The organism is Actinoplanes campanulatus (genome assembly GCF_014647795.1).
In the GTDB taxonomy this organism is placed as follows: Bacteria; Actinomycetota; Actinomycetes; order Mycobacteriales; family Micromonosporaceae; genus Actinoplanes; species Actinoplanes campanulatus.
Genome location: NZ_BMPW01000053.1, coordinates 1 through 13219, shown reverse-complemented (window position 1 = coordinate 13219; position 13219 = coordinate 1). Strand labels below are relative to the sequence as shown.

At 72.2% G+C, this 13219-nt stretch carries 12 protein-coding genes; 7 read left to right on the top strand and 5 right to left on the bottom strand.

Going from position 1 to position 13219, the window contains the following annotated elements; genetic code table 11:
- Positions 1–234 precede the first annotated feature (234 nt).
- The 4 genes from IEZ13_RS45790 to IEZ13_RS45775 all read right to left on the bottom strand — a co-directional run bounded on the left by IEZ13_RS45790 (position 235) and on the right by IEZ13_RS45775 (position 2765).
- Entirely contained in the window at positions 235–498 is a 264-nt protein-coding gene (locus tag IEZ13_RS45790; protein WP_183227563.1) for a hypothetical protein, read from the bottom strand.
- Entirely contained in the window at positions 495–1016 is a 522-nt protein-coding gene (locus IEZ13_RS45785; protein ID WP_183227593.1) for an alpha/beta hydrolase, read from the bottom strand. The genes IEZ13_RS45790 and IEZ13_RS45785 overlap by 4 nt, the downstream gene beginning before the upstream one ends.
- Before the next feature lie 14 nt (positions 1017–1030).
- Positions 1031–1672, bottom strand: coding sequence for a nucleotidyl transferase AbiEii/AbiGii toxin family protein (locus tag IEZ13_RS45780; RefSeq protein ID WP_183227565.1), 642 nt, complete (start codon positions 1670–1672; stop codon positions 1031–1033).
- Positions 1673–1838: 166 nt separating this feature from the next.
- On the bottom strand, positions 1839–2765 hold the full coding sequence (locus IEZ13_RS45775) for a LysR family transcriptional regulator (protein WP_203834130.1): 927 nt from the start codon (positions 2763–2765) through the stop codon (positions 1839–1841).
- Between the two features lie 299 nt (positions 2766–3064).
- On the opposite strand from IEZ13_RS45775, the gene IEZ13_RS45770 reads away from it, so the two are divergent.
- Entirely contained in the window at positions 3065–3523 is a 459-nt protein-coding gene (locus tag IEZ13_RS45770) for a lactonase family protein (RefSeq protein ID WP_183227567.1), read from the top strand.
- Positions 3524–3549: 26 nt separating this feature from the next.
- Here the strand turns inward: IEZ13_RS45770 and IEZ13_RS45765 are convergent, their stop codons facing one another.
- Entirely contained in the window at positions 3550–4155 is a 606-nt protein-coding gene (locus IEZ13_RS45765) for a TetR/AcrR family transcriptional regulator (protein ID WP_203834131.1), read from the bottom strand.
- A 191-nt stretch (positions 4156–4346) separates the two neighbouring features.
- On the opposite strand from IEZ13_RS45765, the gene IEZ13_RS45760 reads away from it, so the two are divergent.
- The 6 genes from IEZ13_RS45760 to IEZ13_RS45735 are packed head-to-tail and all read left to right on the top strand — an operon-like array spanning position 4347 to position 13069.
- Positions 4347–5924 (top strand): amino acid permease, encoded by a 1578-nt coding sequence (locus IEZ13_RS45760; RefSeq protein ID WP_183227571.1) that lies wholly within the window; start codon positions 4347–4349, stop codon positions 5922–5924.
- Entirely contained in the window at positions 5921–6718 is a 798-nt protein-coding gene (locus IEZ13_RS45755) for an urea amidolyase associated protein UAAP1 (protein WP_183227573.1), read from the top strand. Before IEZ13_RS45760 ends, IEZ13_RS45755 begins: the two co-directional genes overlap by 4 nt.
- Positions 6715–7323: an urea amidolyase associated protein UAAP2 gene (locus IEZ13_RS45750; RefSeq protein WP_183227575.1), complete on the top strand. Its 609-nt coding sequence runs from the start codon at positions 6715–6717 to the stop codon at positions 7321–7323. Before IEZ13_RS45755 ends, IEZ13_RS45750 begins: the two co-directional genes overlap by 4 nt.
- 3 nt (positions 7324–7326) lie before the next feature.
- Positions 7327–10812, top strand: a complete 3486-nt coding sequence (locus IEZ13_RS45745) for a 5-oxoprolinase/urea amidolyase family protein (RefSeq protein ID WP_183227577.1) — start codon at positions 7327–7329, stop codon at positions 10810–10812.
- The gene (atzF, locus tag IEZ13_RS45740) at positions 10809–12467 is read left to right on the top strand and encodes an allophanate hydrolase (protein WP_183227579.1); all 1659 of its coding nucleotides are present in this window, start codon (positions 10809–10811) and stop codon (positions 12465–12467) included. The genes IEZ13_RS45745 and atzF overlap by 4 nt, the downstream gene beginning before the upstream one ends.
- On the top strand, positions 12464–13069 hold the full coding sequence (locus IEZ13_RS45735; protein WP_183227581.1) for a biotin transporter BioY: 606 nt from the start codon (positions 12464–12466) through the stop codon (positions 13067–13069). The genes atzF and IEZ13_RS45735 overlap by 4 nt, the downstream gene beginning before the upstream one ends.
- Positions 13070–13219: the final 150 nt, after the last annotated feature.

Genomic DNA, 13219 nt, shown 5'->3' with positions numbered 1-13219 from the left:
ACAGCGGGTCCGGCTACGGGTACGTACGGCGCGTCCGAGCCGATCGGCTCAGCCTCGCCCCACTCGACGACGGCACGGGCGAGCACGCGTTCTTCCATCTGCGGCCTGAGCAGGTGGAAGAGCGTGACTGATTCGCGTGATCTATTGAGTACCCGATGGGGAAGCGGGACGTTTGGTGCCAGGTGATGGCCTGCGCACGGGAGCCCGCAGAGGCATCAGTCCATCGCCGCTCCGTCACGAGTTCCGAACGGCGCGGCGGATCAGGTCGGCGACCTGGCGAGGGCGGACCGGTTCGAGGCGGAAGTTCTGCTCGATCAGCTCGGGATCGCCGGTCAGCAGCGGTCCGTAGTTGAGCCACGGGTCGTCGAAGCGGAGCCGCTCGGCGAGGATCTGCTCGCGGCCGCGCCACGCCCGGACCCGTACCCAGGACGGGTCGATCGGCGTCACCGACCAGCGGTAGGTCACATCGTCCACGACGATCTCGCGGATCCGGGTCACAGCGCCTCCAGGAAGTCCTCGATCGCGGTGCCGACCGTACCCAGTACGTCGGTGTACGCCCGGACCGGCCCGGGCACCCGCAGACTGTGGTCGGCGCCCGGGATCTCCAGGCACGGTTTGCCGGTCGCGCGGGCGGCCTCTGCCACCCACAGGCGGTCTGCGGTGCCGCCGATCAGCAGGGCCGGGGCCGGTCCGGCGGTGATCGCCGCGACCACGGCCGGATCGGTGAGCACCGGGGTCAGCCAGACGGCCGGGATCCCGCGTTCGGCGGCGAGGGCGGCGGCGTGACTGCCCAGCGACTTGGCGATCAGCACCGGTGCGGAGGCGGCCCGGTGCAGGGCGGCCGCGACGTGGGCGCGGACGAACGGTTCCGGGCCGATCTGCAACAGCCCGTCCGGCACCGTCCAGGTCACCTCGAGCACTTCGTCACCGCGGGCGGTCAGGATCCCGTCGGCCAGGTCGAACAGCGTTCCCCGGGTGGTGTACCCGCGGCCGGGGACGAGGATTCCGGTGATCATCATGGGCCTTCCGGTCAGGACCGCGGCCAGCCGGCGAGCCGGTCACGCAGCGCGGTGATCGCGGCACGGTCCAGGCCGTAGAGGGCGAACCGGGCGTCGTCGAGCCGGTCGAGGTAGCGGCCGGCGTCGGCGATGTCCTCGGGATCCAGCGCCGGGTCGGCCGCATGCGCCAGCTCCAGCACCCGGTGCAGCGGATAGCGTTCCAGCGCGGCCGCCACGTCGATGTAGTCGCGCACCTCCCGCCGGTTGACCAGGGCCGCGACCTTCGTGGCGACCAGGTCGTCCAGGTGCATGACCGGGCCGACGTCCATCACCACCGGGGCACGGTGCCGGTCCAGCCGGCACAGGGTGAGCCGCAGCGCCCGGTGCTCCCCGGCGACCAGGAACTCCTGAATGTCGGCGTCCATCCCGGCGAACAGCTCATCGGCCTCCTCGCGGACCACCCGATACCCGGCCGCGGTCAGCGCCGACGTCACCTCACCGGCGGCCGCCATCACCCCACCGGCCGTGTCGGTGAACAGGTCGATGTCCTCGGTCGGCCGCGCGACCAGCCCGTTCACCAGCCACGCCACCCCGCCCCCGAGCACGAAGCCGTGCTTGTCGGCGACGGCCAGCGCGATCCGGGCGATATCGCGGTAGAAGTCATCGACGCTCACGCGCAAAGGTTGGCACACCGCGCGCAGGTCCGATGCGCTGGAGTGGCTGCCGCCGAGGGAATCTCACGAGGGGCCGGGCGGCGATGCCGATATGCCGGACTCGACCGGCTCCTGATCCGGTCAGGTCGAAAGCCCGCTGCGGATGCCACCACAGCGCTTCCATTTCCTACGCGACATCGTCGAACCGTGCCGCGAACGCACGGGTCGCCTCGGCGACATGGGTGCGCAGCCATCGATGGATGGGTTCGGACGCGGTACGGGTGTGCCAGGCCATGCTGATGCCGACCGGCGGCAGGTCGAACGGGACCGGCAGCACCCGCAGCCCGGCGACGTGTGCGGCGCTCTGTTCGAGCCTGGGGGTGAGGCAGACGAGATCGCTGTTGCGGGCCAGCAGGAACGCGGCCGTGTGGGTGGGGACGACCACGGCCACGGTACGCCGCAGGCCGAGGCGGGCGAGCTGGTCGTCCAGCGGGCCGGATGCCGAGCCGCGCCGGGAGACGCTGACGTGGCCGGCGGCGGCGAGGCGTTCGGCGGTCAGGCGGCCGCGGGTGAGCGGATGCCCGGCACGGACGGCGAGTGCCACGGTGATCGAGGTCAGCGGCTCGACCACGATGCCGGGGCCGTCGTGGTCGATGACGCCGATCTCGAGGTCGATCGCGCCGTCGCGTAGCGCGGTGGTGCCCTCCGAGTCGTCGGAGGTCAGCCGCAGCCGTACGTTCGGGGCCTCGGCCCGCATGGCGGCCAGCAGCGGCGGAACCACATCGGCGGCCATCACATCGCTTATCTGCAGGGTCAGCGTCCGGTTCCACGCCGACCGGTCGGTGTCGGGCCCGTCCGCCAGCAGGGCCGCGGCACCGGCGACGAGGTCGTGCACCCGAGGCTTCAGCCGGATCGCGAACGGGGTGAGCACCAGATTGCGGCCGGCCCGGACCAGCAGCGGGTCACCGAAATGGCGGCGCAGGCGGCCGAGGGTGCGGCTCATCGCCGGAACCGACGTGCGCAGCCGTCCCGCGGCGGCGGTGACGCTGCTGGTGTCGAGCATGGCGTCGAGAGCGACCAGAAGGTTGTAGTCGACGGCGTGGGCTGGGTTCACACGCCGATTATCACCAGTGTAACGCTGACCTATCAAGGTTGCACTGGTGGTCACCGGCGCCGCTGCCTAGCGTCGTCGGCATGACGAACGACATGCTGGCGGTGGCCAGCCAGAGCGGCGAGACCGTCGAGTTCTTCGACCTGGACACCTATCGGCATCTCGGTTCGGTCGCGGTGCCGCCCGAACCACACCGGCCACGCCCACCAGCTCAGCATCATCGACGTCGACACCCGCCGGATCGTGGACGTCCTCGACCTCGCGCCGGAGGTCGCCCCGCACGGACTGCACATGGACGCCGAGTGCGACCTGCTGTACATCAGCGTCGAGGCGGGCCCGGCCGGCCCGGGCGGCCTCTCATCGACACCGGCACGAACCGCATCGTCCACACCATCGCCACCACACTGCCGGTCAGCCCCCTGCACGTCACCTCCGGCAGAACCCTCCTGGCCGGACAGTGGCGCTACGCCGCCCTCGGATCCGGCGGCGGATTCACACCCCTCGACGGCATGCTCACCAGCTACGACACCGACGGCTGGAACCCGGCCGGTGGCACCGGCACCCAACGTCTGCCGATCAACATCCGCAGCGACCCGTCCGGTGAGCGGGCGTTCGTTTCCAACCTCAACTCGGGCACCGTCAGCGTGGTGGAACTGTCCGGCATGCGTACCGTCGGCGTTCTCACCGTCGACCGCAGCGGCAAGACCGCCGGCAAACGGTACGAACAAGGCGTACACGGACTCGCCTTCATCAGCAGCTGAAACGGCTACCGAACCGGGCCGGGGAGTCAGCCGAGGCCGGCGAGGCGGAGCGCGGCCGCGGCCACCGAGCTCTGGAGCTCGGCGCGGGGCGGAAGTGACGGAAGGTCGCGGCGCATGCCGATGACGCTCTCCACCAGGCCGAAGACCAGGTCGCCGGTCACCTCCGAGGTGCCGGGGCGGTCCGCGGCGACCAGGCGGCGGTAGGCCAGTCGCAGCTGTTCGCGTTCGGCGCGGAAGCGGGCGAACGGCTCGGTGGCGATCTCCGGGAGGGCGTAGAGGATGCCGACGTTCCACCGGGCGCCGAGCAGGACGCCGACGTCGTAGACGACCAGGGCGTGCAGGGCCTCGGCGGGGCCGAGGCCCTGGCCGGACAGTTCCGCGGCGTACTCCAGCGAGGGGCGCACCGTCGATTCGAGCAGTTCGGCGAGGATCTGTTCCTTGGTTTTGAAGTGGTAGTAGAGCGACGCCTGCCGGACCCCGACCATCTCGGCGATCATCCGCGTGGAGGTGGCGGCGTAGCCGCGCTCGGCGAACAGTTCGGCGGCGGCGTCGAGGATCTCGTCGCGGGCGGTGCCGGTGGGCAGGCGCCGGGCCCCGGAGCGGGGGCGGCCCACCGAGGGGGCGGAACTCACCCCCGCATCCTCCCACGCCGCTGATGTCACATCCGCTCCCGCGGCGATGTAACCGTGGCGATACATCCGGCAACTCAAGGTTTACGGCCGGGAAACCATCGCTGACCTCGAATCCCTAAACCTGTCATCTGACAGGTATTCGGTGGCGGGGTGATCAGCACCATGCCGCCGCCTGCCCCGAGGAGGCGGTCTTGTCCACTACCCCCACCCTGCCGGCGCCGCCCCCGAGCGCCGACGCCGACGCCGCGGACCTGCGCGATTTCGGGTACGAACCCCAACTGCGCCGCGGCATCGGCAGCTACGCGTCGTTCGCCGCCGGATTCTCCTTCGTATCGATCCTCACCACGGTCTTCCAACTGTTCGCGTTCGGCTTCTCGTTCGGCGGTCCGGCGTTCTTCTGGACCTGGCCGCTGGTCTTCCTCGGCCAGTTCATGGTGGCGCTCAACTTCGCCGAACTGGCCGCCCGCTACCCGCTGTCCGGCTGCATCTACCAGTGGTCGCGGCGGCTCGCGAACGCCACGGTCGGCTGGTTCGCCGGCTGGGTCATGATCATCGCCCAGATCGTGACGGTCGCGGCGGCCGCGATCGCCCTCCAGGTGGTGCTGCCGCGGATCTGGTCCGGATTCCAGCTCGTCGGCGGCGATCCGTCACTCACCTCGACCAGCGGCGCCACCAACGCCGTCATCCTCGGCTCGATCCTGATCGCTCTCACCACCCTGGTGAACGTCGTCGGCGTTCGCCTCATGGCGATCGTCAACAGCACCGGCGTCACCCTGGAGATCATCGGCGTGGCCGCGGTGATCATCCTGTTGCTGTTCAACATCGAGCGTGGCCCCGGCGTCGTCTTCGACACCGGCGGCACGGGCGACGGCCTGTCCTATGTCGGCCCGTTCCTGGTGTCGGCGCTGATGGCGGCGTACGTGGTGGTCGGCTTCGACTCCGCCGGCGAACTCAGCGAGGAGACCCGCGACCCGCGGCACACCGCGCCCCGGACCATCCTGCGCGCTCTCGCCGCCTCGGGCATCGGCGGCGGGCTGATGCTGCTGGTCGCCCTGATGGCCGCGCCCAGCCTCGACGACGGCCGGCTGGCCACCGAGGGCCTGCCGTACGTGCTGATGAGCCGCCTGGGCGAGACCGGCGGCCGGATCCTGCTGATCGACGTGGCGATCGCCGTCGCGGTCTGCACCCTGGCGATCCAGACCGCCGGCAGCCGCATGATCTTCTCGATGGCCCGCGACGGCGTGCTGCCGTTCTCGGCCGCGCTCAGCCGGGTCGGCCCGCGCACCGGCACCCCTGCCCTGCCGGCGATCGTCGTCGGCGCCGGCGCCGCCGCGGTCCTGCTGGTCAACATCGGACAGGCCGCCCTGTTCACCGCCCTGACCAGCGTCTGCATCGTGATGCTCTACCTCGCCTACGCGCTGGTGACGATCCCGCTGCTGGTCCGCCGGATCAAGGGCTGGCCGCACGGGTTGGAGACCACCACCACCGAACGCGGCGGCAAACTCTTCGGCCTCGGCCGGGCCGGGGTGGTCGTGAACGTGCTGGCCGTCGTCTACGGCATCGGCATGATCCTCAACCTCGGCTGGCCCCGCCAGGAGGTCTACGACCCGTCCGGCGAGCACTGGTACCTGCACTACTTCTCGCTGATCTTCGTCGGCGGCGCCCTGCTCGCCGGCACCCTGGCCTACCTGCGCTACCGCACCCGCGCGGTCGCCCCGCACACCCGGCTGCCGTTCACCACCCCCATCCCCGAGGGAGAGACCGTATGAGCACCGCCACCACCAGCGGCGCCCGCCGGCACGCCCGCGCCCAGGGCACGACCGTCGTCGAATGCATGCCCACCGTCCCCGCCGGTGACGGCCTGACCTGGGCCGAGACGATTCCCGGCGGCGGCTACGCCAGCAAGCGGCTGGCTCGCGGCACCACGCTGCGGCTCACCGACCGGTACGGCGACGCCTGCGTGTCGGTGCTGCTGTTCAACGCCGACGAACCGTTCGAGCGGCTCAACGTCGCCGACACCGTCAAGGTCCTCTGGCAGGCGTACGTCGGGGAAGGACATCTGCTCCTGTCCGACCAGGGTCGCGTCCTCGCCTCGGTGACCGCCGGTGCCGCCGACCGATCGGACACCTTCTGCGGCACGACCACCCTCCGGAGCAACACCCAGAGGTACGGCGACGGCAGCCCCCACGGCGGCACCCCGGCCGGGCGGGAACTGTTCACGCTGGCCGCCGCCAAACACGGCCTGACCCGCCGGGACCTGCCGCCGAGCGTCTCCTTCTTCCAGGGGGTACGGGTCGGCGACGACGGCATGTTCACCTGGCTGGGCTCGGCGGGCGCGGGAGCGACCGTCGAACTGCGCGCCGAGATGCCGGTCACGGTCCTGCTCGCCAACGCGCCGCATCCGATCGACCCGCGCGACGCGTACACCTGCTCTCCCGTCGAGATCCGGGCCTGGACCGGAGCGCCGACCGCGCCCACCGACCACCTCTGGTCGCGGACGCCGGAAGGCGAACGCGCCTTCGCCAACACCGCCGACTACCTGACCGCCCGGGGGATCGCATGACAGTGACCGTTCTCGACCAGACCGTAGCGGCGCGTGCCCCCTGGTCGGCGGTGGTCCGGCGCGGGCAGACCCTGACCATCGTGGACCTGCACGGCAACCAGGCCGTCGATTGCCTGATCTACAACGCCGCCGACACCGCCGAACGCTATTCGGCGCCGGACACGGTAGCCGCGCAGGGCGGTATCTTCCTCACCACCGGCAGCGTGCTGCGCTCCAGCGAGGGCAACCCCCTGATGACCGTGGTGGCCGACGAGGTGGGCCGCCACGACACGGTCGGCGGAGCGTGCAGCCGCGAGTCCAACACGCTGCGCTACGGCCACCACACCAAGCACCAGCACGCCTGCGTGGAGAACTTCCTGATCGAGGGCAGCCGCTGGGGCCTCGGCAAACGCGACCTGGTCAGCAACATCAACTGGTACATGAACGTACCCGTCGACCCGGACGGCTGCCTCGGCATCGTCGACGGCATCTCCGCCCCCGGCCGCACCGTGTCACTGCGCGCCGACATGGACGTGCTGGTCCTGGTCTCCAACTGCCCGCAGATCAACAACCCGTGCAACGGCTTCGACCCGACGCCGGTCCGCATGATCGTGACGGGGGAGTAGCCGATGTTCGACACCCTGCTCGTCGCCAACCGGGGCGAGATCGCCTGCCGGATCATCCGCACCGCCGCCCGGCTGGGCGTGAAGACGGTCGCCGTCTTCTCCGAACCGGACCGCGGCGCCCCGCACGTACGCATGGCCGACCAGGCCGTCCTGCTCGGACCGGCGCCGGCCCGGGAGAGCTACCTGCTCGTCGACCGGGTGCTCGGCGCCGCCCTGTCCAGCGGGGCCGGCGCGGTGCACCCCGGCTACGGGTTCCTCTCCGAGGACGCCGGGTTCGCCACCGCCGTCGAGGCGGCCGGTCTCGCCTTCGTCGGGCCCACGCCCGCGCAGCTCACGGCGTTCGGCGCCAAACACACCGCGCGTGAACTGGCGCGCGCGGCGGGCGTACCGATGATCGAAGGCACCGGTCTGCTCGCCGGCCTCGACGAGGCCCTCGCCGAAGCCGACCGGATCGGCTACCCGGTGATGGTCAAGGCCACCGGCGGCGGTGGCGGCATCGGCATGCAGGCCGTCTTCTCGCCGCGGGAACTCGCCGACGCGTTCGGCCGGGTCGAGCGGATGGCGGTCGCCAGTTTCGGCAGCGGCGGCGTCTTCCTGGAACGGTTCGTGCAGCGGGCCCGGCACGTCGAGGTGCAGGTGTTCGGCGACGGCGCCGGACGGGTCGTCGCGCTCGGCGACCGCGATTGCAGCCTCCAGCGCCGCAACCAGAAGGTCCTCGAGGAGGCGCCCGCCCCCGGACTTCCGTCCACGGTCCGGGAGCGGCTGCACGAGTCGGCGGTGGCGCTGTGCGCGTCGGTGAACTACCGGTCGGCCGGCACCGTCGAGTTCGTCTACGACGCCGAACGCGAGGAGGCCTCGTTCCTCGAGGTCAACGCCCGCCTCCAGGTCGAGCACCCGGTCACCGAGGAGGTGCTCGGCGTCGACCTGGTCGCATGGATGCTGCGGCTCGCCCAGGGAGAGGACCTGCCCCTGGAGCGGCCCGTGCCGCGGGGCGCGGCCGTCGAAGCCCGGGTCTACGCCGAGGACCCCACCCTCGACCACCGGCCCAGCGCCGGCCTGATCACCAACGTGACCTTCCCCGCGAACGTACGCGTGGACGGCTGGATCGAAGCCGGCACCGAGGTCAGCACCTCCTACGACCCGATGCTGGCCAAGGTGATCGCCACCGGCGCCACCCGCGACGAGGCGTACGCCAACCTGCGTACCGCCCTGGCCGGTACCCGCATCGACGGCATCGAGACCAACCTCGGCCTGCTGCGCGCCGCCACCGCCGACCCCACCGTGCTCGCGGCCCGGCACTGCACCGCCACCCTCGCCGGCGTGCACGACACCGAGCCGCGGATCGTCGTCGAACGCGCCGGCACCCTCACCACCGTGCAGGACTGGCCGGGCCGCACCGGCCTGTGGGAGGTCGGGGTGCCGCCGTCCGGGCCGATGGACGACCTGTCGTTCCGGCTCGGCAACCAGGCCCTGGGCAACCCGGAGGGCGCGCCCGGCCTGGAGTGCACGGTCGACGGTCCGGCGCTGCGGTTCACCGCCGACGCCACGGTCTGTGTCACCGGCGCGCCGGTGCGGGTCACCGTGGACGGCGCCGAGGCGCCCTGTTGGGAGCCGGTGCGGGTGCCCGCCGGAGCGGTCCTCGACATCGGCCGCGCGACCGGCGGCGGACTGAGGGTATATGTCCTCTTCAATGGGGGCCTCGACGTGCCTCGGTACCTCGGCAGCGCGGCCACTTTCACCCTCGGCCAGTTCGGCGGTCATGGCGGACGGGCGCTGCGGCTCGGGGACGTCGTGCGCACTTCCACACTCGAAGCCTCGGGAAGCCCGGTGCCGCTCGACCAGCGGCCGGACATCCGGCGGGACTGGCGCATCAAGGTCACCGAAGGGCCGCACGCGGCGCCGGAGTTCTTCACCCGCGACGACATCGACGCCTTCTACGCCGCATCCTTCGAGGTCCACTTCAACTCGGCGCGCACCGGCGTCCGCCTCGTCGGCCCGAAACCGCGGTGGGCGCGTACCGACGGCGGCGAGGCCGGCCTGCACCCGTCGAACATCCACGACACCCCGTACTCGGTCGGGGCCGTCGACTTCACCGGTGACGTGCCGATCCTGCTCGGCCCGGACGGCCCCAGTCTCGGCGGATTCGTCTGCCCGGCCACGGTCATCACGTCGGAGCGGTGGAAACTCGGGCAACTCGCCCCGGGCGACACCGTCCGCTTCGTACCGGTGAACGATTTCGACTTCGAGCCGTTGATCCGCGCGGCCGACGACGGGGTGCTGGCCCGGACCGGCGAGGTCACCTACCGGCGCTCCGGCGACGACAACCTGCTCGTCGAATACGGGCCGATGACCCTCGACCTGGGCCTGCGGATGCGCGCCCACGCCCTGATGGACCGGCTGCGCGCCGAGGGCCTGGGCGGCGTCGTCGACCTCACCCCGGGCATCCGCTCGTTGCAGATCCACGTCGACCCGGCCCGCCTGCCGGTCCGTAGGCTGCTCGGACTGGTCCGATCCCTCGAGGACGAACTGCCCGCCACCCGCGACCTGGTGGTGCCCAGCCGCACCGTGCACCTGCCGCTGTCCTGGGACGACCCGGCCACCCGCGAGGCCATCGCCCGCTACATCAACGGCGTCCGCGACGACGCCCCGTGGTGCCCGTGGAACATCGAGTTCATCCGCCGGGTCAACGGCCTCGACTCGGTCGACGACGTCCACCGCACCGTCTACGACGCCAGCTACCTGGTCCTCGGGCTCGGCGACGTCTACCTCGGAGCGCCGGTCGCCACCCCACTCGACCCGCGGCACCGGCTCGTCACCACCAAATACAACCCGGCTCGCACCTGGACACCGGAGAACGCGGTCGGCATCGGCGGCGCCTACCTGTGCATCTACGGCATGGAAGGGCCCGGCGGCTACCAGTTCGTCGGCCGTACCGTGCAGGTCTGGTCACGCTGGCAGCGCGAAACCGGCGACCCGTGGCTGCTGCGCCACTTCGACCGCATCCACTGGTACCCGGTCGGCGCCGAGGAACTGCTCGACCTGCGCGCCGACGTCGCCGCCGGACGCCACCGGCTGCGCATCGACGACGGCGTCTTCCGGCTCGCCGACCACGAGGCGTTCCTCGCCGGCAACGCCGCCTCCATCGCGGACTTCCGGGCCCGGCAGGCCACCGCCTTCGGCGCCGAACGCGAAGCCTGGGCGGCGGCCGGCGAATTCGAACCCCGCCCCGAACCCGAAGCCCCGCCCGCCGCGGGGGAGGTGACCGTGCCGGACGGGGGCGCGCTGGTGGAGGCCCCCTTCGTGTCCAGCGTGTGGCGTGTCGACGTACGCCCCGGCGACCGGGTCACCGCCGGACAGCCGCTGCTCGCCCTGGAGGCGATGAAACTGGAGACCGTCGTCAACGCCCCACGGGACGGGACCGTCACCGACATTCTCGTCACCCCCGGCGCGCAGGTCGCCCCGGGCAGCCCGCTGGTGGTGATCGCGTGACCCCGGCCGAACGCGTGCGGGACGCCTACGCCCGGCTCGCCCTCGGGGAACGGCCCGAGGCCTGGATCACCGTGCGTCCCGAGGAGGATGTGCTCGCCGACGCCGCCGCCCTGCAAGCCCGTCTCGCCGCCGGGGAGGACCTGCCGCTGGCCGGGCGGCTGCTCGCGGTCAAGGACAACATCGACGTGGCCGGGCTGCCCACCACCGCCGGCTGCCCCGGCTACGCCTACCAGCCTGAACGCAGCGCCCCGGCCGTGCAGCGCCTCGTCGACGCCGGTGCACTGGTGCTCGGCAAGACCAACCTGGACCAGTTCGCCACCGGGCTGGTCGGCACTCGCAGCCCGTACGGCGCGGTCCGCGACGTCCGCGACGAGACCCGGGTGTCCGGTGGCTCCAGCTCCGGGTCTGCCGTCGTGGTCGCGCTCGGCATCGCCGACCTGGCGCTCGGCACCGACACCGCCGGATCCGGGCGGGTGCCGGCCGCGTTCCAGGGCATCGTCGGCATCAAGCCCACCCCCGGGCTGGTGCCCACCGACGGGGTGGTGCCGGCCTGCCGTAGCTTCGACTGCGTCAGCGTGTTCGCCCGTACCGTCGACGAGGGAACCCGGGCGCTGGCCGTCATGAGCGACCCGGTGTTCCCGCCGGGCGCGCCGCTCGCGGCGCCGCCGCGGCCGCTCGTCGCGGTGCCGCACCGCGACGAGCTGACCGGCATGTCACCGGAGTGGCTCGACGCGTTCGAGCAGGCCGCCAAGACCCTCGAAACCAACGGGGCGAGGCTGCGGCCGATCCGGCTGGCGCCGTTTCTCGCCGCGGCGAAACTGCTCTACAACGGCGGTTTCGTCGCCGAACGGTACGCGGCGGTCGGCGCCTTCATCGACCAGCATCCCGGCGCGGCCGACCCGACCGTCGCCGCCATCATCGCGGCCGCCCGCGACATCCCCGCCCACGTGCTCGTCGCCGACACCGCACGCCTCGAACAGCTACGCCGCGAGGCGATGACCGAATGGGGCGACGCGGACGCGCTGCTGCTGCCGACCGCCCCGATCCACCCGACGATCGCCGAGGTCGCCGCCGACCCGGTCGGCGTCAACGCGATCCTCGGCACCTACACCAACTTCTGCAACCTGTTCGGGCTCAGCGCCGTCGCCGTTCCCGCCGCCTTCGGCGTGCAGATCATCGCCAGGGGATTCGCCGACGCGGTCGCCGCCGACGTCGCGGCCCTGCTACTCGGCGACAAGCCATCAAGGGGTACGGCGACGCGCGGCCTGCCGCTGATGGTGGTCGGGGCGCACCTGGCCGGGCAGCCGCTCAACCACCAGCTCACCCGGGTGGGCGGCCGACAGGTGCGGCAGGTCCGCACCGCACCCGAATACCGGCTGTACGCCCTGCCCACCGAACCACCGAAGCCGGGACTGGTCCGCGTCCCCGACGGCGGGGCCGCGATCGACGGCGAACTGTGGGAACTCCCGGCGGCCGCGCTCGGCCCGTTCCTCGCCGCGCTGCCCGCGCCGATGACGCTCGGCACGGTGCGGCTCGACGACGGCTCCACCGTCACCGGATTCCTCTGCGAGAACGTCGCCACCGGCGGCGCCCCCGACATCACCGCCCACGGCGGCTGGCGCACCTACCTGACCTCTCTCGAGGAGACCCGATGAACTCTCTCACCCTGCACGCGCCGCGGTACGTCCTCGGCGACCTGCTGCTCACCCGGCTGAGCCGGACCCGCGGCGCCGACGTCCTGCTCGTGACCGGCGGCGCCGCCCTGATCGGGTTGTCGGCCCAGGTGGCTGTGCCGGTTCCGGGCACCCCCGTCCCGGTCACCGGGCAGACCCTGGCGGTGTTCCTGTGCGCGGCCGCCCTCGGCCCGTGGCGAGGCCCGGCGGCCGTGTTCACCTACGTGCTGGCCGGCCTGGCCGGAGTGCCCTGGTTCGCCGGCGGCGCCGCCGGGCTGACCGTGGCGACGTTCGGCTACCTGGCCGGGATGATCGCCGCCGCGGCCGTCGTCGGCGCCCTCGCCCGGTACGGCGCCGACCGCACCCCGTGGCGGGTCGTCGCCGTGATGCTGCTCGGCAACGCCGTCGTCTACGCGGTCGGCGTGTCCTGGCTGGCCGCGGTCCTGAACCTGGACGCCCGGTCAGCGGTCGCCGCCGGCCTGACCCCGTTCCTGATCGGCGACGCCGCCAAGATCGCGATCGCGGCCGGGCTGCTGCCCGCCGCCTGGCACCTCTGTCGCCCGTCCGAGGACGCGACACACTGACGCGGACCTGATGGGTTCACCGGACGGCCTGGCCGGTGGACAGCGACCACGCCCGGCCCGCGGAGGCGGAGCCGGGCGTGGTCTCCCGACGGTGTCAGCGGATGCGGTCCAGCAGGCGCTGCCAGCGGCTGCGCGGGCGGCGGGCCTGGG

Bases quoted from the DNA above. Each gene is read 5' to 3' on its own strand.
- IEZ13_RS45785 (WP_183227593.1), bottom strand. From the start codon at position 1,016: ATGATCACCGGAATCCTCGTCCCCGGCCGCGGGTACACCACCCGGGGA.
- IEZ13_RS45755 (WP_183227573.1), top strand. From the start codon at position 5,921: ATGAGCACCGCCACCACCAGCGGCGCCCGCCGGCACGCCCGCGCCCAG.
- IEZ13_RS45750 (WP_183227575.1), top strand. From the start codon at position 6,715: ATGACAGTGACCGTTCTCGACCAGACCGTAGCGGCGCGTGCCCCCTGG.
- IEZ13_RS45745 (WP_183227577.1), top strand. From the start codon at position 7,327: ATGTTCGACACCCTGCTCGTCGCCAACCGGGGCGAGATCGCCTGCCGG.
- IEZ13_RS45735 (WP_183227581.1), top strand. From the start codon at position 12,464: ATGAACTCTCTCACCCTGCACGCGCCGCGGTACGTCCTCGGCGACCTG.